The organism is Acinetobacter sp. YH12156 (genome assembly GCF_013418235.1).
GTDB lineage: Bacteria > Pseudomonadota > Gammaproteobacteria > Pseudomonadales > Moraxellaceae > Acinetobacter > Acinetobacter pseudolwoffii.
This window is the reverse complement of the sequence record NZ_VPCL01000009.1, coordinates 47103-70609: the sequence shown is the minus strand read 5'-3', so window position 1 is coordinate 70609 and position 23507 is coordinate 47103. Positions and strand designations below refer to the sequence as shown.

Below are 23507 nucleotides of genomic sequence, written 5' to 3'. Positions count from 1 at the left end.
CATCATCTGATGGGTTTCATTATTTAGCCAAGCGCTAAGTAGCGGGTCATTGCAATCCGCAATTGCTTTAAATAGCCGGTAAAGAAATGATTGGCACCAGGCAATACGGTCACTAAATGACGCTGTGGTTTTGCCCATTCAATCATATCTGACAGCAGGGTTACTTCATCACCCTCACCATGAATGAACAGAATATCACCTTTAATTGCTGGCGTAACATAATGGCGAATACCGGCAACGGTTGCAGTTGGCAGGCCACATAAAATAGTTTGTTTGGGTTGCAGTTCTACAGGTAAGGCTGCATAGCTCTTTGCCATGACATGCGCACCAAAACTAAAACCGCCCGCATAAAAAGACAGCCCAATATGCTGACTGCGAGCAAACCGAATGATTTCTAATACATCATCCGTCTCACCGAAGCCCTCGTCGTGTATACCTTCACTTTGACCAGAACCGCGAAAACTCGGACGATACACAACACAGCCACGTTCCATATACATTTGTGCCAATAGAACGGGAACCTTGTGTTGGGGCGTACCACCTTGCAAGGGATGGGGGTGACAAACTACCGCGAATCCTTTCACTTCACCCTGAGGATAATCCACAAAAACTTCAATCTGACCCGCAGGTCCTTGAAGGAAAATTTGCTCGGACATATAAATACCGATGATTAACAGGAGAATCGCGCATTTTAACGATTATGGTGAATAAAAACATGAATTGGAATTAAAATAAGCAGACTGATATAGTTTGATTAATCATTTTTTGACCAGGTTGCCATGCTCGCTTTAATTTCTCCAGCCAAAACGCTCGATTACGATACCCCATTACCCACTGACCAATTTACTCAAGCCAGATTATTAGAACATTCGCAGGATTTGATCAAAGCTTGTCGCACACTTTCTGCAACAGAAATTTCCAGTTTGATGAGTGTCAGTGAAAAAATTGCCAATTTAAATACAGCACGTTTCCAGGACTGGCAACCAGATTTTAATTTAGCCAATGCACGTCAGGCTATTTTTGCCTTTAAAGGAGATGTCTATACCGGTCTGGATGCTTATAGCTTAAAGCAGGAAGATCTGCACTTTGCACAACAGCATTTGCGTATGTTGTCTGGTTTATATGGGCTTTTGCGTCCCTTGGATCTGATGATGCCATATCGTCTGGAAATGGGAACCAAATTGGCCAATTCTCGCGGGCATAACTTATACGAGTTCTGGGCACATCACATCACTGATCTGATCAATCAAGATTTAGCCGCAGCCCAGTCTGAGATCTTGGTGAATATTGCTTCTGATGAATATTATAAATCGGTGAACGAGCGCAAAATTCAGGCAGAGATTATCAAGCCAGTATTTCTGGATCAGAAAAATGGCAAATATAAAGTGATTAGTTTCTATGCTAAAAAAGCACGTGGTTTGATAGCACGTTTTATTGTTGAAAATAGAATTGAACGTGCCGAAGAACTCAAAGCATTCAATACCGATGGCTATTATTTTGATGCCGATAGTTCACTTAAAGGTGAATTGGTATTTAAACGTGATGAACAAATCAGTGCATAAATAACGTTATTCCGCTACCGCATAGAATAATTGGTTTCTAGGCGGTATTGGGAGCTATGAGTATTGAAATGTTATTTATCCAGCTTTAATCGTTTTTTAAATATTGAGTGTCACGGGGGAGTTGATTGGCTGCACTTCGGTACAAATGTGGTTTTTAGCGTCTTTCGCAAATTTTAAGTTAGATAAAAAATTAGAATTATCGCTGAACTCATTGAAATAATGCGTAAAATCTCATTTATCGAGTCGTTTTTTACAGAAAATTGAAACTGATATTTCTGGGAAAAGCTGAATAAAATAGCTCAAGTTAATATATTTTAAATCAGGGAATTTTCATTAATTTTTATATTTTTATTTAAACAAATAAGTATTTAATATTCAAATATTTAATTTATTAACTTTGGGGAGCATTTGGCGCAATAGATTTTTGAGAAAGAATGAAAAATTAATTAAGTAATAATAAATAAAGCGATAGAAAAATATCGCTAAACGGTTCAAGAAGTGCATTCTATCGGGTTAAATGTAAAGTAAGTCACAAGTTTATTAGGTTTTTTGTTAGCATAATTGCACAGTGTTACAAAGCAGAATAATAAAAATGAAAATACATGCTATTCCTGTTTTTGTGTTAATGGTCAGTGTATTAGGATTCTGCGTGCATAAACAGGCAGAAATCAGAAAATACGAAAAAATCCGTCATGTCTTGAATGAAGCGCGTGACTCCAGCAAATTGTTAGACTCTAATCGGCATCGACATTAACACATGCATCAATTTTCTTTTTTTTCAATTTAGCGTAATTAATAAAATTAACTCAATAATAAATATAATAAAATATTAAAAATATTCGAATTAAATAGATTGATTTTAAATAAAGTATAAAATCAAAGAAGCAATCAGAAATCAATGTGTTATAATTTGCCACCTATAAAGATGAAGCAAACTTCATCTTTCTAAGCATTTGATTTATATCATTAAATAGAGCTGCATAAAAGTTATGCAGCTTTTTTGTTTAGATTTTTTGGGGTTTTTATAGCATAGCCCTGGGGCTGTAAGCTGTTCAAACATTTGAACCCGTCAAATGGCTATACTGGCATATTCGTTGCTAACACATCCTCAAAATAAATGAATTTTTTGTGAAATTTCATTTATTTGACGGCGTGCTTGAAGCATAAAGTTTACTCAATAGGGGCTAGGTCATGACGACTCCTAATCCATCTTCAGAAAATATGCTTGAACGTCTGTTTAAACTGAGTGAAAACAAAACCAGTTTCCGTACAGAAGTTCTGGCTGGTGTAACTACATTCTTAACCATGTGTTACATCATTATTGTCAATCCAATGATCTTGTCCGAAACAGGGATGGATCATGGGGCTGTCTTTGTAGCAACCTGTCTTGCAGCTGCGATTGGCTGTTTAGTCATGGGCCTGATTGCGAATTATCCAATTGCGCTGGCACCAGGCATGGGCTTAAATGCCTTCTTTACCTATTCTGTATGTCTGGGAATGGGGGTGCCTTGGCAAACCGCCTTGGGTGCAGTTTTTGTTTCAGGTCTGGTCTTTATTGCCATTAGCCTGTTTAAAATACGTGAAGCCATTGTCAATGCAATTCCAATGTCGCTCAAGCTCGCGATTGGTGGTGGTATTGGCTTGTTCCTGGCATTGGTTGCACTGAAAAATGCCGGAATTATTGTGGATAATCCAGCCACACTGGTGGGCTTGGGTGATCTGAAACAACCTTCTGTATTATTAGCACTTTTTGGCTTTTTGTTGGTTGTGGTAATGCACCAGTTTAAAGTCCGTGGTGCGATTATCATCAGTATTCTGGTGGTGACTGCCATTGCAACGGCACTAGGTTATAACGAATTCCAGGGTGTAGTGGGTCATATTCCATCGCTGGCTCCAACATTCATGCAAATGGATTTTGAAGGCCTCTTTACTGCCAGTTTAATTGGGGTGATTTTTGTTTTCTTCCTGGTCGATCTGTTTGACTCTACCGGGACGTTGGTCGGTGTTTCGCATCGTGCAGGTCTGTTAAAAGACGGGAAATTACCACGTTTGAAGAAAGCCTTATTTGCTGACTCATCAGCGATTGTTGCTGGTGCGGCACTGGGTACTTCTTCAACTACGCCTTATATTGAATCTTCTGCGGGTGTGGCAGCAGGTGGTCGTACCGGTCTAACCGCCGTGGTGGTTGGATTACTATTTATTGCCTGTTTATTCCTGGCACCGCTTGCACAATCAGTTCCGAGTTTTGCCACTGCGCCAGCATTGTTATTTGTTGGTGTGTTGATGATTCAGGGTATCGTCCATATTGACTGGGAAGATATTACTGAGGCAGTACCGGCATTTTTAACCATCGTATTTATGCCATTTACCTATTCGATTGCGGATGGTATTGCGATGGGCTTTATCAGCTATGCACTGATCAAGTTGTTGACTGGTAAGGCTGCGACTGTACCGTATATGGTCTGGATTATTGCCGTTCTATGGACGCTTAAATTCGCACTGTTTGGTGGCTAATTTTTCTACATTCAGAAAGGGTGTAAACTGAGTTTGCGCCCTTTTTTATTATTTAAAGGTTTCACGAGGAGAAGTGATGAACCGTCTTGAGTTGATTCGCGCTTTGCCAAAAGCCGAGCTTCATGTTCATATTGAAGGCACTTTTGAGCCTGAGCTAATGTTTGCAATCGCTCAGCGTAATCAGATTGCCATCCCGTATAAATCTGTCGAGGAAGTTAAGCAGGCTTATAATTTCCATAATCTTCAGTCCTTCCTGGATATTTATTATGCCGGGGCCAATGTACTGATCCATGAACAGGACTTTTATGACCTGGCTTGGGCCTATTTTGAAAAATGTGCCGAAGACAATGTGGTGCATACAGAAATGTTCTTCGATCCGCAAACGCATACCGACCGTGGAATTGCTTTTGCGACCGTCATCAATGGCCTGCAAAAAGCCTGCGATGATGCCAAGGCCAAGCTTGGAATCAGCTCACATTTGATCATGTGTTTCCTGCGTCATTTAAGTGAAGAGGCGGCCTTTGAAACGCTGGAGCAGGCATTGCCCTATAAAGACCAGATTATTGCGATTGGTCTGGATTCAAGTGAAGTCGGGCATCCACCTTCTAAATTTGAACGTGTCTTTGCCAAAGCGCGTGAAGCAGGGTTTTTGGTCGTAGCACATGCGGGCGAAGAAGGCCCGGCAGAATATGTCTGGGAAGCTCTGGATTTACTGAAAGTTAATCGTATTGATCATGGGGTGCGTTCAGAAGAAGATTCTGAGTTAATGCAACGGTTGATTCGCGAAAAAATGCCCTTAACGGTGTGCCCGCTGTCAAATCTGAAGCTTTGTGTGGTCGAGGATATGCAGCAGCATAATATCCGTCGTCTCTTGCAGCAGGGTGTCCATGTTACAGTCAACTCAGATGATCCATCCTATTTTGGTGGCTATATGAATGACAACTTTATTGCCATTGCTGAAGCGCTAGACTTGAGTAACGAGGAATTAAAGCAGTTGGCAACGCACTCCTTTGAAGCGTCGTTTATTCCAGAGGCTGAAAAAGAGAAATGGATCAACCAGATCCGTGCCTTGATTTAAGTTTTTACAAAAGGCAGAGTTCGCTCTGCCTTTATCATTTTTATAGGCCAATATGAAATTGAAAAGTTTAATTCTGCTCCTCAGCATATTGTTGATTTCTGCCTGTTCTAGTGCGGATATGACATTGACACAACGTACTTTAAAACCTTTGATTGAATATCAATGCAGTAAAGAGCTGCAAAATTCCAAAGTTTGGAAAGTTTCGACCTACTTAATGCAGGACACCAGTAAAGTTGAACTTGAGAAAAATGTGTGTTTATGTGTAGGTGAGCATGCGTTAAAAGATGTGCCTGCCAAAACTTTGTTAAAAGCCACAGTTGATGAAGCAGCCAAAAAAGAACTGACGCAAAAAGCGATTGCAAACAGTCTCAGAAGTTGTCTCAAGGAATTTATTTAATGAAACAGCCTGCAAGCACAGACTGGGAACATTATTTAGCCCATATTAATAGTCTAACTATTTATCCTGTTGGGTCATACTTTTTAATACATGATCTTTATCGATAAAATGATGTTTAAAGGCTGCGGTAATATGGCCAACCAGTAGAATGCCGACTGCCCAGGAAAGCCAGATATGCAAGGGCTTAACAATAGCGGTCACAGCCGAGTTTTCGGCAATGAGGGGTGGCAGGTTAAATAAATACAGCACCGGTGCTGGATAACCCAAACTCCAACTATACAAACAACCTGTAAGGGGTAGGGCAATCAGCATGAAATACAGCGCCAGATGACCAGCATGTGCCAACGTTTTCATCCGCGATGACATACTCTCAGGCAGTGACGGCGCCGGATGGGTATAGCGCCAGAAAATTCGAACAACGAGCAGGAAAATAATGGTGGTTGCAATATTTTTATGCAGTGAAATCACATCACCCTTAAAGCTGCCATCAACCTCATAACTTAAAAAATTACCACTATAAAACCGATGAGCCAGGCCGCAATAAAAATAACCGCCATGATCCAATGCAGCCATTGCGCTGTTCGTGTGTAATACAGTGATTTATTCATCTAGATATTCCGTTGCTCTTCAATAAGGCCGAACCTTAGCAAAGGGTGAATCAATTCAGCAATTCCAAATCTGCAACGCTATGGTGGCTTTCATGCAACATCTATTAAATTGGTTGGCTGTAGATTAAACATGCTTAGTGATTTTTAGATTTCTTATTCAGGTGAATTTCGGCACAATAGCGACAGTCTTCATCTATGAATGAATAAGGAATATATCTGTGAAAAAATTATTGGCTGTACTTGCACCACTGACTCTGGTTTTATCAGCGTGTACAGCGACAGGCACTTCTGAGGCGCCAAGTACCACTCAACAACTGGGCGGCACTGCGCTTAAAATCGCGATCAATGCAAAATGCACCACTGAACTGAATAATATTCTAGCGTGGCAAACGGCAACACGTTTAATGACCACAACACAAAAGCAAAATATCCAGTCTGAAATTTGTGGCTGTGTCAGCGAAAAAGCACCGCAAAATGTGACAGCGGTTGATTTGGCGACTGCTGCGATTGATCCGGTGGCACGTACCACAATCGTGGGCAATGTGGTTGCAAAAACCATTAACGCTTGTGTGGCTGAAGCTGTAAACTAAGCCAAGATTAAATTGAAATAGGCTGACAGGTTCAGCCTATTTTTTATGGGAAATGACATGAAAATTGCTGGTGTAGATGAAGCAGGGCGTGGACCGCTGGTCGGTTCAGTGGTGGCGGCCGCGGTAATTTTAGATCCAAATAACCCGATTGAAGGTTTAAATGACTCTAAAAAACTGACTGAAAAGAAACGTGAAAAACTTTTTATCGAAATTCAGGAAAAAGCGCTGGCTTGGGCAATTGCTGAGGCGTCAGCAGCAGAAATTGATGAGCATAATATTCTGCAGGCATCCTTACTGGCAATGCGCCGTGCTGTAGAAGCTTTAGCGATTCAACCTGAGCATGTACTGGTCGATGGCAATAAAGTCCCTCAGGGGCTAACGATGAGCTGTGACGCGATCATTGGTGGCGATGCTTTGCATGCAGAAATTTCTGCTGCTAGTATTCTGGCCAAAGTTACCCGTGATCATCAAATGATTGAGATGGATCTAAAGCATCCACAATTTGGTTTTGCCAAGCACAAGGGCTATCCAACCAAAGCACATTTTGAAGCGATTGCCTTGCATGGGGTGATTGATGAGCACCGTCGTAGTTTTGGGCCGGTAAAAAAGGTAGTTGCAGCATTGCTGGAACAGCAGGGCGCAGAACTTTAATTCTTATTTAATTTAAAGGTTCTGAATATTGAAATGTGTATTCATTAAAGTATAGATCAATTAAAAGCGGCTTCAAAGCCGCTTTATGATTTACACAAAAATTAACGGTTAAAGTTATTTTGTGTTTGGTTTTCATCTTCATACGAAGGTTGGAAATCCTGATCGATATGCTGAAGATGTTCATGCATTGCACGTTCATGCTGGATACGCTGGTAAATCTCTTCACGGTGCACAGAGACTTCTTTCGGAGCATTGACCCCAATACGAACCTGATTACCTTTTACACCAAGCACAGTCACGCTGACTTGGTCTCCAATCATTAAAGTTTCCCCGACACGTCGAGTCAAAATCAGCATGTTTCTCTCCTTGCAAAATGCAAAACCTGCAATCTATTGAATATAAAACAAAAACACAACCAAAAATTAAAAAATAAAATCTGGATAGAAATTCTGTCATCTGGGTGAAAGATTTTAATCTATCTCAGTTTTTTAAAAATCCTCAGGCTTAATATAACAGAGCCACTATAAAAAAAACTATAGTGGCTCTGAATTTTTGTAGAGATTTATAGAATACTGTCAAACAATGACAATATTTTGTCATTCCTCTTAAGCGCGTACGCTTGATTCACCTTGTTCGCGGTCTAGACCGAAGGCGGTATGCAGTGAACGAACTGCAAGTTCCAGATAGTTTTCTTCAATAATCACTGAAATTTTGATTTCAGAAGTAGAGATCATCAGGATGTTAATACCTTCAGCTGCCAGTGCGGTAAACATTTTGCTTGCAACACCTGCATGTGAACGCATGCCTACACCGACGATAGAAACTTTGACGATATCTGAACGGGTAGCGACTTCACGTGCACCAATTTCCTGAGCGGTTGCTTCGAGAATGGCTTTGGCCTTGTTCAATTCGCTGCGGTTGACTGTAAAAGTAAAATCAGTCGTACCATCTTCTTCAACGTTCTGGATAATCATATCCACTTCAACATTGGCATCACCAATCGGGCACAAAATTTTAGAGGCGATGCCCGGTTCATCAGGTACACCTAAAATCGTTAATTTTGCTTCGTCACGGTTAAATGCGATACCGGAGATAATTGGCTGTTCCATATTGTCTTCCAATTCAGTCGTAATAAGTGTACCCACGTTTTGCTTAAATTCTTCGTCGAATGCGCCATCATTGTCATTGTCGAAGCTGGATAATACGCGTAAAGGTACTTGATATTTACCGGCAAATTCAACTGCACGAATTTGCAGGACTTTTGAACCCAGTGACGCCATTTCAAGCATTTCTTCAAAGGAAATACGGTCAACTTTCTTGGCTTTGGGTGCAACACGTGGATCAGTGGTATATACGCCATCAACGTCTGTATAAATCTGGCATTCATCGGCTTTTAGTGCAGCAGCAATCGCGACACCTGAAGTATCAGAACCGCCGCGGCCTAAAGTGGTGGTATTGCCATGCTCGTCAAAACCCTGGAAACCTGCAACTACAAGTACACGGCCAGCATCCAGATTCGAGTTCAGGACTTCAGTATCAATTGATTCGATACGTGCCTTATTGAATGAGCTGTCGGTTTTCATGCCAACCTGGCGACCTGTCAGTGATTTTGCTTCAACGCCAATAGAGTTGAGCGCCATCGCTAACATAGAAATCGTAACCTGCTCACCCGTAGAGACCATCTGGTCTAGTTCACGTGGGTCAGGGGTTTCGGTAATGGCTTTCGCGAGAGCAAGCAGACGATTGGTTTCGCCACTCATCGCTGATACAACCACAACCACCTTGTGGCCATGGTCATGCCAGCGTTTCACACGACGAGCAACATTTAAAATGCGCTCGGGAGTACCCATAGAGGTACCGCCATATTTTTGAACGATTAGTGCCATAGTTGTTCCATATAAGCCATGACCCTGATAGTCCTATCAGGGTCAGTTACACAAAATTGAAGTTTTATTTTGCTGCCAGCCAGGCAGTTAAATCTGCCATCACCGGAGCAAACTTCTCGTTAAGTGGCGCGCCACCTTGTGCCAAGTCAGGTTTACCACCACCTTTACCACCCAGCTCATTTGCCAGATGTTTGATGATGTCACCCGCTTTTATAGATGCAGTAAAGTCTTTTGCTACAGATGCGATCAAGCTCACCTTGTCACCCTCTACACCTGCGAGCACAATGACTGCATTTTCTAATTTTGATTTCACACCGTCATGCAGGTTGCGTAGTGCTTTCGCATCCATATTTTCAACGGTTGTAATCAAGGTTGCACGACCTGCAATGGTTTGAACTTGGCTTAGAAGTTCACCGGCTTGCAGGCTAGCAAGTTTCTGATTCAGTTGTTCGATCTGTTTTTGCAAGCTCGATGCAGTATCAACTAACGCTTCAACTTTTTCTAAAGTCTGATCTTTTTGCGCTTTGAGCAAACCGTTAATCGTATTGATGTCACGATCGGCTTTTTGTGCAACTTCAACTGCTTTCGTGCCTGTCACTGCTTCAATACGACGTATACCTGCTGCAACACCACCTTCAGAAGTGATCTTGAACAGACCGATGTCACCGGTACGTTTTACGTGAATACCACCGCAAAGCTCGATGGAGAAATTTTTCTCTTCAATCACTGAACCCATCGACAATACACGGACTTCGTCACCGTATTTTTCGCCGAACAGCATCATCGCGCCTTTGGCTTTGGCAGATTCAATATCCAGCAGTTCAGTAGACACCGCAGTATTGGCAATTACTTCAGCATTGACCAGACGTTCAATTTCTTGCAGCTGTTCAAAGCTAACCGGTTGATCATTGGCAAAGTCAAAACGTAACACATCAGATGCGACCAATGAACCCTTTTGTTGTACATGTGAGCCCAGAATTTGACGCAGCGCAGCATGTAGTAGGTGAGTTGCAGAGTGGTTGCGTGCAGTTGCTGCACGAATCTCGGCTTGCACTGTTGCTTCTACATTTTGAGTAACTTTCAAGTTACCCATGGTCACGATGCCTTGATGCACAAATGCACCACCAGATTTTTTCGTGTCCTGAACTTCGAAAATCCCGGTATAGTTTTTGAAAATACCTGTATCACCGATTTGACCACCGCTTTCTGCATAGAAAGGAGTCTGGTTGAGTACGATTAAAGCTTCGTCGCCTTCAACGACTTCATCTACTTGCTCGCCATCTTTATAGATTGCGATGATTTGGCCTTCGCCTGCAGTTGCATCATAACCATCAAATTGAGTTTCGCCTTCAACTTTGACAACACTGTTGTAATCGATCGCGAATTTACCTGCATCACGCGCACGTTGACGCTGTGCTGCCATTTCAACTTCAAAGCCAGCTTCGTCAATGCTTAAGTCACGTTCACGTGCGATATCCGCAGTTAAGTCCGTCGGGAAACCGTAAGTGTCGTAAAGTTTGAAAACCACTTCACCCGGAATCACAGAACCTTTTAATTGTGCCAATTCGCCTTCAAGCAATTTCAAACCTTGCTCAAGTGTTTTGGCAAATTGTTCTTCTTCTTTGAGCAGTTGAGCTTCGATACGTGCTTGTTGTGCTGCAAGTTCTGGATATGCTTCGCCCATCACTTCAATAAGCGGCTGCAACATTTTATGGAAGAATGAACCGGTCGCACCCAGTTTGTTACCGTGACGCACTGCACGGCGGATGATACGACGCAGTACATAACCACGACCTTCATTTGATGGATTTACGCCATCAGCAATCAGGAATGAACATGAACGTGCATGGTCAGCAACCACTTTAAGTGAAGCAGGGTATTGTACAGGTGTGCCTTTTTCAGCCGCTTCAGCTTCAAGTGCAGTAGTATCCAGACCAATGATCTCAGCCGCAGATTTGAGTAAGTGCTGGAACAAATCGATTTCGTAGTTTGAGTTGACATGCTGTAAAACTGCAGAAATACGCTCAAGACCCATACCAGTATCTACAGAAGGCGCTGGAAGCGGATGAAGTACGCCATCACTCGTGCGGTTAAACTGCATGAAAACGTTGTTCCAGATTTCAATGAAACGGTCGCCATCTTCTTCAGGTGTGCCCGGCAGGCCACCCCAGATGTGATCGCCATGGTCAAAGAAAATTTCAGAACATGGGCCGCAAGGACCTGTGTCGCCCATCGCCCAGAAGTTATCTGATGCGTATTGACCACCTTTGTTGTCACCAATACGGATAATGCGAGATGCATCTAGGCCGATTTCTTTGTTCCAGATGTCGAATGCTTCGTCATCGGTATGATAAACGGTGGCATAAAGCTTATCTTTAGGTAGCGCTAACCAGTCATCGCCCGTCAAAAAATCCCAGGCAAATTTGATCGCATCACGTTTGAAGTAATCACCAAATGAAAAGTTACCTAACATTTCAAAGAAGGTATGGTGACGCGCGGTATAACCGACATTATCCAAGTCGTTGTGTTTACCACCTGCACGTACGCATTTTTGTGATGATACGGCACGGACATAATCGCGTTTTTCTAGACCTAAGAAGCAATCTTTAAACTGGTTCATACCCGCATTGGTGAACAGTAAAGTTGGGTCATTGGCGGGTACTAGTGAACTCGACGCGACACGTGTATGCCCTTGCGATTCAAAGTAACGCAAAAATGCTTCACGAATTTCAGCTGATGTCATAAAACGAGTACTCACAACCAAGTCACTCCATAATTTCCGATTTGGCTAAAACACCACAGTCTGACAAGCACATGAGAGCTCTGCTGCAATGCGGGGCTTAAAAATTTAAAACGCCAAATTATAACGGAAAAAGCGGTATGCACCAATCATTTTAAAACCAATTGCCAAGGAATTATTGACTCGGGTTTAGTGCTGAATTCATAAAATGAATTTTCTATTCAGAACAATTCGGTTATATCCATCTATTTACACAGCATCAGAATTTTAAAAGATCTGAATACTGGGCGATGTATCAGAAATAAAATAATCGAAAATCAATATTTTCACTGAAGTTTTTCATGTACTGCGCAAGAAATCCTTTAACATAGAGGAGTTTTAAAATAGGCATATAAAAGGTTGAGTCATGCAACGAGTGGCAATCAATGGATTTGGGCGTATTGGACGTAATGTATTGCGTGCCTGGTTTGAAAATCCGAAAGATTTTAAATTTGAAATCGTTGCCATTAACGATATTGCTGATGTTGAAACCTTAATTCATCTGTTTAAATATGACTCAACCCATGGCCGTTTTCCGGGACAGGTAGACGTCAGCTATGATGCCGAACATATTTATCTGCATCTCAGCTATCAGGATGCCAGCTTAAAAGTTCAGGTTTTGTGTGAAGCCAACCCGGCGCAGCTTCCCTGGCAAAAACTTGAAGTAGATGTAGTGCTGGAATGTACCGGGCTGTTCCGTTCCCGTGCAGCTGCGACCCAGCATATTGAGGCAGGGGCGAAACGGGTGATTATTGGAGCAGCACCCTTTGATACTGTCGATGCTGCGATTGTGTATGGTGTCAATCATCATGAAGTTAAAGCCACCGACCAGATCATTTCCAGTGTGTCCTGTACCACTCAGGCCCTAGTACCGCTGGTCAAAATCCTCGATGATGCTTTTGGCATCAGCAGTGCGTTAATGACCGAAATCCATGCGGTGACCGCAGATCAATCTGTGCTGGATCAAGCGCATCGCGATCTGCGTCGTGCACGGGCAGCAGGACACAATATTATTCCCACCACATCCAGTGCGCTGGGTGCATTAAAGCGGGTTATGCCAAAAATGGAAGATCGGATTGACGGTTATTCAATTCGGGTGCCGACCATTAATGTCGCAGCAATTGACCTGACCTTTGTTTCCCAGTCACCGATTACCGATCACAAACTGAATGAAGTGTTAATTAAGGCGGCGCGACAGGATTTTGCAGAAATCATGTCAGTAACGGATGAACCTTTGGTGTCGAGTGATTTTAATCATTCCCCTTATTCCTTGATCGTTGACCTGACCCAAACCCTAGTGGTGGGGCAACAGGCCAAGGTCTTTGCCTGGTATGACAATGAATGGGGTTATGCCAACCGCTTGCTGGATTTATGTGAATCTTTTCATTAAGTTTGACTTTGCTAAGCCTGAAAAGTGCCGATATACGGTGCTTTTTTTGCTTTAAACATTCTTGATATGCGTTGTTTTAATAGAATTTACGCGTAATTGATCGAAAAGCAGCGCGAGTGTTTGAATTATTTGCATCATCTGCATGATTTTTCGTTAAGATAAAGCCAATAAAATGAAATAAGAGCAAGCATATGATGGTGGTTTGGGGGTTTATTATACTGCTCACATTGGCAGTGATTTTTCTAATCTGGCTGCAGTTCAATCAGAATGATGGTTCAGGTGTCATGGAGGGCGTGCCGGTAGAAGAGAAAGTCGCGCATCTGGAAGAAAATTTAAAAAAGACCCTGGAAATCATGCAGGACTTGGCTAAAAAAATGCATGTACAGCAGGAAGTGCTGGATCAGACTACAACCAAACTGCAGCAGGTCGAGTTGCAAAATGCAGAGCTGGTCAGCCTGCTCACCAAGGTCGTAGACCCACAGAAATAAACAGAATCCCTTTAGAAATCATATAAAGGATTCTGTTTGAGGGCTAGACAAGAAAAGTTCTTAAGACGGCTGCAGACACCATGCTGATGGCAACTGTGGGGAGCAAGCCAAAACGCGTAGCGGCAAACAGGGTTAAAGCCAAAGCGATCAGATCTGCAGGGTTGTCGCGTACAAAATACGGTGCGATGACTGAAATCAGGACACAGCCGGGCACAACGTCCATGATTTTACGCTGACGTTGTGTCAGCGTTTTATTTTTTAATAAGACATAGCCCAGAATCCGGGTCAGATAGGTGGTTGCCGCAATCAGCAGGATGGTCAGTAATGTACTCATCTCAATCATGCTTCCTCCTCACCAATCAAGAAAAAAGCAGACACAATGCCGGCTAGGGCACCTATCGGCACATACCAGCCAGCAGGCAAATATAAATAAGCCAGGGCAGCACAGATCAGGCTTACTAGCCATGGCCGGGCTGCACTCAAGCCTTTCCACATGCTTCGCATCAACACCAGAAATACAGCAGGAAAGGCCATATCAAAGCCCCAGCGGTTGATATCGCCTAAAACAGGTCCAAGCATCGCGCCCAGTGTGGTAAAACCGACCCACATCAGATAAAGACAGAAACATAAACCGGCATAGTAGGGCATGCTAAAAGCAGCCCGATAACCCCACTGCGCCTGTTTTCTTTGCGCATCCGCCAGACTTAAGGCCCAGCTTTCATCAACCATAAAAAACAGGGCCGGCAATACTTTGCGATTCGGGAGATGTTTTAAATACGGGACTAGGCTTGCACCCATCAGCAAATGCCGGCTATTCACCAAAAAGGTAATAAACAGCAGCATGAATAAATTGGGTGGACTGGTCCAGACTTCCAGAATGGCAAATTCAGAACCGCCGGCAAAATTGAGTCTAGTCAGCAAAGGCACTTCCAGCACACTGAAATTTTTCTGAATCGCAGTCGCACCTAGCACCAAAGCAAAGGGAATAATTCCTAAAAGCATAGGAATAGAATCTTTCATACCGCGCTGAAATTCGCTGAAATCTGTATGCGCGAGCGCGGGCGTGCTGCTTTGTCTGAGCAAAAGCATGTCAGTGACCTGAGGACTTCAATATTGAACCGTATTTTATAGCGATAATCGGGCTATTTGCTGTTGTAGTGCATGCAATTTAAATTTGATTTGGAATTAAATTGCGCTAAATTGGCTTAAAGGGGTTTTAAATACTAAAGTAACAAGATGGATCAAATTGATAAACGCATTTTGCATGAACTGCAAAAGAACGGAAAATTGCAAAATAATGAACTGGCTCAATTAATTGGCTTGTCGCCGTCCCCCTGTTTAAGAAGAGTCAAGCAACTAGAAGATGATGGGGTCATTGAGCAGTATGTCGCCTTACTCAATCCGCAAAAAGTCAATCTGGCAATGAGTGTATTTGCACGGGTTTGGCTTAAATCTCAAGAAGCCGCCGTGGTCGATCAATTTGTTGAAGCCATCAAGGAGATGCCGGAAGTGGTGGAATGCCAGTTAATGGCGGGAGATTGTGATTTCTTTTTAAGAATTGTGGTGGCCGATCTGGATGCCTATCGTAAATTTCAGATTCATCATTTGACTCAAATTCCCTGCATCCAAAGTGTAAAAACCGAAATTCCATTGCAAACGGTAAAAAGTACCACCGCATTGCCATTGGTCTAAAATGATTTTTTGTTTATAGCGCGTGTTGGTCATACACGATAAAACGCTGATAGTTGACGCAATTGTGGCTCATTGCATAAGAGAGTAAAAATTATAAAATTTTGCGATGCACAGCCAAAACTATCGTGCTAGACTAGGAGAAATCGGGTGTGCTCCCGATTTTTTTATGCGGATTCGTTCCGCGCTGACAAGAATTTAGGTTTACAACATGCCCATTTCAGAGACATGGTTATTACCTGATGGTGTAGCTGATGTATTACCAGAACAAGCGCAAGTCATTGAAAGTTTGCGCCGTAAATCACTGGATTTCCTTGCATCTCGAGGTTATCAGTTGGTGTACACGCCATTCATTGAGTACATCGAATCTCTCTCTTCTCTCTCAGAATCGAATCAAGATTTAGACTTAGCCACTTTTAAAGTCATCGATCAGCTTTCTGGTCGTTTGCTTGGTGTGCGTGCCGATATGACACCACAAGTGGCGCGTATTGATGCACATGTACATCCAGTGGAAGGTGTGGCGCGTTACTGCTATGCAGGTACCGTTCTGCATACCAAACCACGCGGTTTTAATACCTCGCGTGCGCCTTTGCAGTTAGGCGCCGAACTGTTTGGTTCAGACAGCATCGATGCCGATGTAGAAATGGTCGATTTAATGATCAGTCTGATTCAGGAAACAGGTCTGGCAGACGGAATCCATCTGGACTTGGGTCATGTCGGCTTATTCCGCAGTCTGGTGGCTCAAGCAGGTTTGAACAAAGTTGCTGAACGTAAACTGTCTGATTTATACCAACGTAAGGCCTTGCCAGAGTTGGAAGAATTTACGGCAGAACTGAAATTTGGTAAGGACTTTTATGCACTGGGCCGCTATGCCAGCGATCTAGACGCATTACAGGCAAATTTAAGTGCTGAAGTGTTGGCGAATCCAGCCTTCAAGCAAGCTTTTGATGCCTTACAAATTACCAAAGATCAGGTTCAAGCCCGTTGGCCAAACTTGAGTATTGGGATTGATGTGGTTGAATTGCGTTCATACCATTATCATACTGGTCTGATGTATGCAGTCTATGCACCGAATCGTGCAGCAGCACTGGCACAAGGCGGTCGTTATGATGGCATTGGTGAACATTTCGGTCGTGCGCGTCCTGCCACAGGTTTCTCTTGTGACTTATATGCGTTAAGCGCAGGTCAGTTTGACGCTGTACACGTGGTAGTTGCACCTAAAGGTGTCGATGCAGAACTTCTGAATGCGATTCAGAGTATTCGAGCACAAGGCTTAAGTGTAATTCAGTTACTCGGTAATGATGATTTAAACTCAATTCCATATGCGACGCACCAGCTGGTGAACGTAGATGGTGAGTGGACAGTCAAAACGATTTAAATTGCTTGGCTCAGTGTTCATGTCACTGAGCGGGGCTTTCAACTTTAACAGCATGATGCAATGAGGCTATTATGGGCAAGAATGTTGTGGTACTTGGTACCCAATGGGGCGACGAAGGTAAAGGTAAAATCGTCGACCTGCTCACAGATCAAGCGGCAGCGGTCGTTCGTTATCAAGGCGGACATAACGCAGGTCACACTCTGGTGGTGGGTGGTAAGAAAACTGTCTTACACCTCATTCCATCTGGTATTTTACGTGAAAACGTATTGTGCTTAATTGGTAACGGTGTTGTTCTTTCTCCTGAAGCGCTCATCAAAGAGATGGACATTCTTGAAAAAGAAGGCGTTCCTGTTAAAGAGCGTTTACGTATTTCTCCAAACTGTCCACTGATCCTTCCAAACCACATCGCACTGGACCAAGCACGTGAGAAAAAACGTGGTAATGCGAAGATTGGTACAACAGGTCGTGGTATCGGTCCTGCATACGAAGACAAAGTGGCGCGTCGTGCAGTTCGTGTTGCTGATCTGGTACGTGGCGGTGAACATCTTACTGCCCAGTTAACTGAACTTCTGGACTACCATAACTTCCAGCTGACTGAATACTACGGTGTTGAAGCAGTTAAACTGGAAGACGTGCTGGCACTGTGCGACGAATGGCGTAAAGTTGTTGCGCCGTTGGTTGTAGACGTAACAACTGAACTGCATAACTACCGTAAAAACGGTGACAACATCATGTTTGAAGGCGCGCAAGGTTCACTTCTTGACGTTGACCATGGCACATACCCGTATGTGACATCTTCAAACACCACTGCTGGTGGCGTAAGCTCAGGTTCAGGTCTGGGTCCTTTGCACCTTGATTATGTACTGGGTATCACCAAAGCCTATACTACTCGTGTCGGTGCAGGCCCATTCCCAACTGAGTTGGTGTATGACGCTGCAAATGACACAGGTGATGCGATTGGTAAACACCTTGGTACCATTGGTAATGAATTTGGTGCCTCTACTGGCCGTCAACGTCGTTGTGGCTGGTTCGATGCTGAAATTCTACGTCGTTCAGTAGATGTAAACTCACTGTCTGGTATTTGCCTGACTAAACTTGATGTTCTTGATGGTTTAGAAGAAGTGAAAATCTGTGTCGGTTATGAAGCTGCAGATTCTGGTTGTGTCGGTTCTTCTGATGCGCTTGCATTCGAAACTTTAAAACCAATTTACGAAACAATGCCAGGCTGGTCTGAGTCAACTTTCGGTGCAAAATCGCTGGATCAGTTGCCACAAGCTGCATTGAACTATGTAAAACGTCTTGAGCAACTGATTGAATGTCCAATCGACATCATTTCAACCGGTCCAGACCGTGAAGAAACTATCGTTCTTCGCCACCCGTTTGATGCTTGATCTTCATTTGATTAAAGCTTGAATGATAAAACCCATCTCCGGATGGGTTTTTTATATCCAAAAACTATAAATTTGGCTCAAGACTAAAGTTGCATCGGTGCTGTGACAAAATGTGCTTTAACATAGCCATATATAAAGAAAGAAAAAATGAGCGAAAGGATGCAAAAAAATATATCGGCGACCATGTTTTATTCATTGTTGTTCGCCATGGGCGGGGCACCCACCATCGCTATGATGATTATTCGCGCGCAAACTCAAAATCCTGAGATTATTTATAATGCACTGGTCGGCCTGAGTGTCATTATTGCCTGTGTGCTGGTGCCTGTTATTTTATTGCAAAACGCCTATTTATTTTTTAAACGTAAAGATGAAATTCTGGAACAAAAAATAAAACCCTTAAGCCAGGTTTATCTGGGCTTGAACATTATCTGTCTGATTTATTGGTTGGCGATACAGTACTTGGCTTAAAAATTACAGAATTTATAAGAAGATGGAGTAATTAAGCGTTTAGCTCCTGTATGCTTTCACTTATAATTTTTACAATGTAAATTAAGCTTGGGCTAAGGTAGAGTTGATTATAATGAAGAATAAATTTTTATTGGGTATGGCGGCTGCCACAGTCGTGACATTGTCGGGTTGTACCACTATTGCGGATATTGCCGGGGCTGATTCTGCGACCTTAAATGCATCTGCGACACAAAGCTATAATGCCATGGTCACTGATGCCAGAAATAAAGGTCAACTGGACACCAGTTCAGCGACCTATAAACGTATTAATACCGTATTTAACCGTTTAAAGCCGATTGCGAACCAAATGAACCAGACTGGTACAGCATTCCAGTGGCAATTGGCTGTGCTCAAGTCCGATCAGGTTAATGCCTTTGTTGCACCGGGTGGTAAAGTGGTATTTTATACCGGTATTGTGAATAAGCTGAATCTGACCGATGCTGAAATTGCAGCAATTATGGGTCATGAAATGGTACATGCCTTAGAAGAGCATTCTAAGCAGAAAATTGGTGCCCAGGCGCTCACCGACCTGGCTTTAGGCATTGGTCTGAATGCAGCTGGTGTGGGCCAGGGTGGCGCAGCAGCAGCGCAATTAGGAAGTCAGATCGGGATTGGCCTGCCATACTCGCGTAATCTGGAAAGCCGTGCTGACCAGGGTGGCTTGATGCTGATGGCACGTGCAGGTTATAACCCGAATGCAGCGATTACCTTGTGGGAAAAAATGAACAAACTCGGTGGCAGCAATGGCGCAACCTTCCTGTCTACGCATCCATCGAACAGCCAGCGTATTGGACAAATGCGTCAACAGTTACCAGCAGCCATGCAGATTTATAATCAACGCAAATAATCCAGCGATTATTCTCTAAAGGGGTCTCTTGATCGGATTGAAACAGCAGGGCCATGGTCCTGCTTTTTTATTCTCCATTTTAAAATGAATATTTTGGCGGCAATAAAAAAAGGCAAAGTTTTCACTTTGCCTTTTTTACACTCGATCAGAAGATCTTAGTGCTGGTGACCACCTGCACCGTGTACATGACCGTGATCTAATTCTTCTTGAGAAGCTTCACGAATCGATACAATTTCAACTTCGAAAGTCAGGTCTTGACCAGCAAGCGGGAAGTTCGCATCTACAACAACATTGTCGCCTTCAACTGCTTTAACAGTTACGATTTGCACGCCGTCATCAGTTTGAGCTTGGAACTGCATACCTGCTTGAATGTTGTCTACGCCTTGGAACATTTGCGCAGGAACTTCTTGTACGAGGTCAGGGTTATATTCGCCATAACCTTCAGCAGCAGGAACATTAACAGTGAATTTTTCACCCACAGTTTTGCCTTCTAACGCGTTTTCTAAACCTGGGATGATGTTACCTGCACCGTGCAAATAGGCAAGTGGTTCACCTTGAGATTGGTCGAGAGTTTCACCCTCTGCGTTAGTCAATGTGTAGTGGAAAGAAACCACGAGGTTATTTGCAATAGCAGTCATGTGAATTGATCCATTCAATTTTTTAAGGGTACATCATAAAGTGAAATTGCATTTTTGTAGACTAAAATTAGCAAAAAAACGCAATTTGACAATTTTATTGACGATTTTTTCATTGATTGGGCCAAATTCTGGAATTTCAATGCAATTTCAGCTTTGGAGAGATTTTTCGTGTAACTAAATCTTTTGCAGTCAAAATACCGGCATGAGCATAACCATGAATGGCCGCCTGATGAATCCGGTATAAAGAGACATACATTGTTTTGGCGACAAGGCCTTGCACATTGACCTGACCCAGCAATTCCCCCACAGCTTTATTCTGACTTAAGGAAATCAGGGAGCCCTTGTCAGAAAATTTAAACATCGGCAAATAGCTATCTCCATTGACATGGGCTTTTAAAGCATTGGCCAGAAAGCTGGCTTGCTGGCTGGCCACTTGAGCACGCGGCCCTAATACCGGTTGATCTGCCGCAGGCTGGCAATGCGCACAATCACCAAATGCAAAAATACTTGGATCAGATTTGGTTTGCAGCGTGGCATAAACTTTGAGCCGATGAATATGGTCTTTTTCTATATCGTCGAGTTGTGCCAAGACTTCCGGTGCTTTGATCCCTGCGGCCCAGACTTTGATTTCAGCATCCAGACTGGAACCATCGGCAAAATAAATCTTGTCTTCATCGACCTTGGCCACTCGATGACTGGTCAAGACTTCAATACCGAACTGTTCTAACTGTTTCATGGTATTTGCAGCAACTTTAGGCGAGAGTGCAGTCAGAATACGATCCGCGGCTTCAATCAAGGTGATTTTGACTTTGTTGGGATCGACCTTGTTTAAGCCATATTGAAAGAAATTCTGTTTGGCTTCTACCAGCTCCGCTGCCAGTTCTACCCCAGTCGCACCGGCACCAATAATAGCAATATTCAGCTCACGGCTTGAAGTCTCATGTTGAGCATTTAAATACAGGTGCAGCAGATCCTGCTGAAAGATATCTGCCTGCTGCCGGCTGTCGAGAAAATGACAGAACTGTTTGACCCCTTCGGTATTAAAGTCATTTGAGGTTGAACCTAAAGCCAGTACCAGTGTGTCATAGCCAATGCGCTGATTTTTCTTGGGCTCACTCTTTTTAGAGAAATATTCTGTTTCGACGATGATCTGTTTCGCTTCGCGATCCAGACTGGTGAATGTCCCCAAAACAAATTCATAATGATGCGCGGCAGAATGGGCAAAATAATTGGTTTCTTGCTGATGTGGATTTAAGGTACCTGCGGCGACTTCATGTAGCAGCGGTTTCCAGAGATGTGTCAGTTTTTGATCAATCAAAATAATCTGGGCTTTGCCGTTTTTACCCAGGCTATTACCCAGTTGTGTCGCCAGTTCCAGACCACCAGCGCCACCACCCACAATCACGATTTTATGTACTGTCATGCGTTCTTAACCTGTTTATTTTTTTAATAAAAATAAGAGAAATAGAGAGAAAATATACTATGGCATGTGCTAAATCGCGTCTTGATTAAAATTGTTATACACATTACAAAACGTAGCAATTCTGTGAGAGCGGGTAATAATTGCTGCGTTTCGGGCGGGGTGCCTCATTTGGGATAGATCATGAATCAGCTAGAAGGCTACATCAGCGCTTCTAGCTTGAAGAATTACTTGATATTGAGAGGATTATTGATCTAGAGGATACAGTTTTACGCCGGGTGTTGAGTCTGAAAAGAAACTGAATAAACCTTGCAGCCAGCTAAAGAACTTCTGCAATGGGGTGGCTTCTTCAATTTCGACATGATCTTCAATTTGAATGGTGCGAATTAACTGATTATTTTGATAAATCTGAATCGTGGCCAAAGGCATCATGCTGGCTAAGGGTGCAATGAGTTCAGATGCCTTCATTTCAACATTGATATGGGTCTGGGTTTCCTGAAGTGGCTCGATACTTTTTAAAGCGTCATCACCTGTATTTAGCATGACGCGCTGATGGGCCTGATCAAACTGATTCAGGTCAATGCTATAGCTCTGATCATAAAGCGAGGTGGTGATAATCTGCGGCTGCTTGGTTTGCACTTTAAACATTTTTAAAGTGGATTTAATCACAGGCAACTCAGCCAACAGTTGCTGATCTTTGATCGCGACTTCATTGCGGGTATAGGTATAAGCCAGATTCATCAGTTTATGCGATATCTCAGCGCGCTTTGTGGCGCTTTTAGTGCCTAGCACTACCACAATCAGACGGCGCTTCGGCATTTCAAAGTCTGCTGTAACACGATTGGCTGTCAGCGCCAGGTTATAACCGGCCGCACGGGTAAAACCGGTTTTTAAACCATCTACGCTTGGGTCGACCTGAAGTACACGGTTGGTGGCACGATGAAAATGCTGGTTATAAGTGAAACTTGGCTGTTTGGAATAATACAGATAATCCGGGGTTTCATTCACCACCGCCATAGAGAGTCGGGCCAAATCGGCAGCAGTCGAATAATGCTCGGGCATGGTAATGCCGGCCGGATTCTGGAAATTGCTATGCTGCATGCCCAGTGCTTTGGCTTCCTGATTCATCCGTTCTACAAACTGGGGAACACTCCCCGAGATTTTCTCAGCCAGCGTCAACGCTGCATCATTGGCAGACATGATAATCAAACCCGCCAGAAGCTGATCGACTGTAATCAGATCACCTTCTTTCAGATACATCTGTGATTCATCCCACATGACATTTTTAACCACAGATGTGGCAGTTAAAACTTCATTTTTATCTAATTTTCCGGCCTCAATTTCCTTTAAGGCAATATAAGCCACCATCATTTTGGTCAGCGAAGCCGGCGCACGTTGCACATCGGCATTGTGTTCTGCAATGACTTGACCAGACTGTGAATCCAGAATAGTCCAGGCTTCAGCTTCAACGCTTTCAGGCAGAATGTTGAGTAAGGCAGCATGTGAAAATGCAGAAATAAATAAGCTGAATACCGCAATCAGTGAGATGATGTATTTCAAGGGTGTTCCTTAATAACCCGTCGGGCGTTGAACGATTAAATTTTCAGGCATGCTATGCCTTTTTTATACAGATAGCTAGTCGTAAATGTAGACAAATAAGACAGCTAAACCATCTTGGCTTAAAAAATGCTAAG

At 43.2% G+C, this 23507-nt stretch carries 23 protein-coding genes and 1 pseudogene; 14 read left to right on the top strand and 10 right to left on the bottom strand.

What is annotated here, in order from left to right; genetic code table 11:
• Positions 1-23: 23 nt before the first annotated feature.
• On the bottom strand, positions 24-656 hold the full coding sequence (locus FTU87_RS08990; protein WP_005097454.1) for an alpha/beta hydrolase: 633 nt from the start codon (positions 654-656) through the stop codon (positions 24-26).
• Positions 657-779: 123 nt separating this feature from the next.
• Between FTU87_RS08990 and yaaA the strand changes: the two genes are divergently transcribed.
• The 5 genes from yaaA to FTU87_RS08965 all read left to right on the top strand — a co-directional run bounded on the left by yaaA (position 780) and on the right by FTU87_RS08965 (position 5551).
• A complete protein-coding gene (yaaA, locus tag FTU87_RS08985) occupies positions 780-1562 on the top strand; it encodes a peroxide stress protein YaaA (protein ID WP_180097046.1) in 783 nt (260 codons plus the stop codon).
• A 592-nt stretch (positions 1563-2154) separates the two neighbouring features.
• Positions 2155-2316 carry a hypothetical protein gene (locus tag FTU87_RS08980; RefSeq protein ID WP_005097451.1) on the top strand — a complete coding sequence of 54 codons (162 nt, stop codon included), beginning with the start codon at positions 2155-2157 and terminating at the stop codon, positions 2314-2316.
• A gap of 437 nt (positions 2317-2753) precedes the next feature.
• Complete coding sequence (locus FTU87_RS08975; RefSeq protein ID WP_005097450.1) at positions 2754-4076, top strand: NCS2 family permease; 1323 nt, start codon at positions 2754-2756, stop codon at positions 4074-4076.
• A gap of 76 nt (positions 4077-4152) precedes the next feature.
• Complete coding sequence (locus tag FTU87_RS08970; protein ID WP_100329011.1) at positions 4153-5154, top strand: adenosine deaminase; 1002 nt, start codon at positions 4153-4155, stop codon at positions 5152-5154.
• A gap of 52 nt (positions 5155-5206) precedes the next feature.
• Positions 5207-5551, top strand: coding sequence for a hypothetical protein (locus FTU87_RS08965; protein ID WP_180097044.1), 345 nt, complete (start codon positions 5207-5209; stop codon positions 5549-5551).
• 57 nt (positions 5552-5608) lie between these two features.
• Here FTU87_RS08965 and FTU87_RS08960 read toward each other — a convergent pair.
• Positions 5609-6159, bottom strand: a pseudogene (locus tag FTU87_RS08960) (cytochrome b).
• Between the two features lie 218 nt (positions 6160-6377).
• Between FTU87_RS08960 and FTU87_RS08955 the strand changes: the two are divergent.
• Positions 6378-6749: a hypothetical protein gene (locus FTU87_RS08955; RefSeq protein WP_100329010.1), complete on the top strand. Its 372-nt coding sequence runs from the start codon at positions 6378-6380 to the stop codon at positions 6747-6749.
• A gap of 57 nt (positions 6750-6806) precedes the next feature.
• On the top strand, positions 6807-7400 hold the full coding sequence (rnhB, locus tag FTU87_RS08950; protein ID WP_005170243.1) for a ribonuclease HII: 594 nt from the start codon (positions 6807-6809) through the stop codon (positions 7398-7400).
• Between the two features lie 101 nt (positions 7401-7501).
• On the opposite strand, the gene csrA is transcribed toward rnhB, so the two are convergent.
• From csrA to alaS, 3 genes are all read right to left on the bottom strand, one after another.
• Positions 7502-7756, bottom strand: a complete 255-nt coding sequence (gene csrA / locus FTU87_RS08945) for a carbon storage regulator CsrA (RefSeq protein ID WP_005097444.1) — start codon at positions 7754-7756, stop codon at positions 7502-7504.
• 249 nt (positions 7757-8005) lie between these two features.
• A complete protein-coding gene (locus FTU87_RS08940) occupies positions 8006-9286 on the bottom strand; it encodes an aspartate kinase (RefSeq protein ID WP_005097443.1) in 1281 nt (426 codons plus the stop codon).
• A gap of 64 nt (positions 9287-9350) precedes the next feature.
• Complete coding sequence (gene alaS, locus FTU87_RS08935) at positions 9351-12044, bottom strand: alanine--tRNA ligase (RefSeq protein WP_180097042.1); 2694 nt, start codon at positions 12042-12044, stop codon at positions 9351-9353.
• Between the two features lie 388 nt (positions 12045-12432).
• On the opposite strand from alaS, the gene gap reads away from it, so the two are divergent.
• Both gap and FTU87_RS08925 read left to right on the top strand, forming a co-directional pair.
• Entirely contained in the window at positions 12433-13455 is a 1023-nt protein-coding gene (gene gap / locus FTU87_RS08930) for a type I glyceraldehyde-3-phosphate dehydrogenase (protein WP_180097040.1), read from the top strand.
• A gap of 191 nt (positions 13456-13646) precedes the next feature.
• The gene (locus FTU87_RS08925) at positions 13647-13943 is read left to right on the top strand and encodes a hypothetical protein (RefSeq protein WP_159138600.1); all 297 of its coding nucleotides are present in this window, start codon (positions 13647-13649) and stop codon (positions 13941-13943) included.
• Positions 13944-13986: 43 nt separating this feature from the next.
• Here FTU87_RS08925 and FTU87_RS08920 read toward each other — a convergent pair whose 3' ends face one another.
• Positions 13987-14286 (bottom strand): AzlD family protein, encoded by a 300-nt coding sequence (locus tag FTU87_RS08920; protein WP_180097038.1) that lies wholly within the window; start codon positions 14284-14286, stop codon positions 13987-13989.
• Complete coding sequence (locus tag FTU87_RS08915; RefSeq protein WP_180097036.1) at positions 14283-15032, bottom strand: AzlC family ABC transporter permease; 750 nt, start codon at positions 15030-15032, stop codon at positions 14283-14285. The genes FTU87_RS08920 and FTU87_RS08915 overlap by 4 nt, the downstream gene beginning before the upstream one ends.
• A gap of 147 nt (positions 15033-15179) precedes the next feature.
• On the opposite strand from FTU87_RS08915, the gene FTU87_RS08910 reads away from it, so the two are divergent.
• From FTU87_RS08910 to FTU87_RS08890, 5 genes are all read left to right on the top strand, one after another.
• Positions 15180-15635 (top strand): Lrp/AsnC family transcriptional regulator, encoded by a 456-nt coding sequence (locus FTU87_RS08910; protein WP_004645552.1) that lies wholly within the window; start codon positions 15180-15182, stop codon positions 15633-15635.
• Between the two features lie 208 nt (positions 15636-15843).
• Positions 15844-17010 (top strand): ATP phosphoribosyltransferase regulatory subunit, encoded by a 1167-nt coding sequence (locus FTU87_RS08905; protein WP_180097034.1) that lies wholly within the window; start codon positions 15844-15846, stop codon positions 17008-17010.
• Positions 17011-17081: 71 nt separating this feature from the next.
• On the top strand, positions 17082-18401 hold the full coding sequence (locus FTU87_RS08900) for an adenylosuccinate synthase (protein WP_100534791.1): 1320 nt from the start codon (positions 17082-17084) through the stop codon (positions 18399-18401).
• A 159-nt stretch (positions 18402-18560) separates the two neighbouring features.
• Positions 18561-18869, top strand: coding sequence for a hypothetical protein (locus FTU87_RS08895; protein WP_074383295.1), 309 nt, complete (start codon positions 18561-18563; stop codon positions 18867-18869).
• A 112-nt stretch (positions 18870-18981) separates the two neighbouring features.
• On the top strand, positions 18982-19755 hold the full coding sequence (locus tag FTU87_RS08890) for a M48 family metallopeptidase (RefSeq protein ID WP_005170263.1): 774 nt from the start codon (positions 18982-18984) through the stop codon (positions 19753-19755).
• Positions 19756-19910: 155 nt separating this feature from the next.
• Here the strand turns inward: FTU87_RS08890 and slyD are convergent, their stop codons facing one another.
• From slyD to FTU87_RS08875, 3 genes are all read right to left on the bottom strand, one after another.
• On the bottom strand, positions 19911-20393 hold the full coding sequence (gene slyD, locus FTU87_RS08885; RefSeq protein WP_005097432.1) for a peptidylprolyl isomerase: 483 nt from the start codon (positions 20391-20393) through the stop codon (positions 19911-19913).
• A 136-nt stretch (positions 20394-20529) separates the two neighbouring features.
• Positions 20530-21816: an NAD(P)/FAD-dependent oxidoreductase gene (locus FTU87_RS08880; RefSeq protein WP_180097032.1), complete on the bottom strand. Its 1287-nt coding sequence runs from the start codon at positions 21814-21816 to the stop codon at positions 20530-20532.
• Between the two features lie 243 nt (positions 21817-22059).
• The gene (locus tag FTU87_RS08875; RefSeq protein WP_180097030.1) at positions 22060-23373 is read right to left on the bottom strand and encodes a D-alanyl-D-alanine carboxypeptidase PBP6B; all 1314 of its coding nucleotides are present in this window, start codon (positions 23371-23373) and stop codon (positions 22060-22062) included.
• Between the last annotated feature and the right edge of the window lie 134 nt (positions 23374-23507).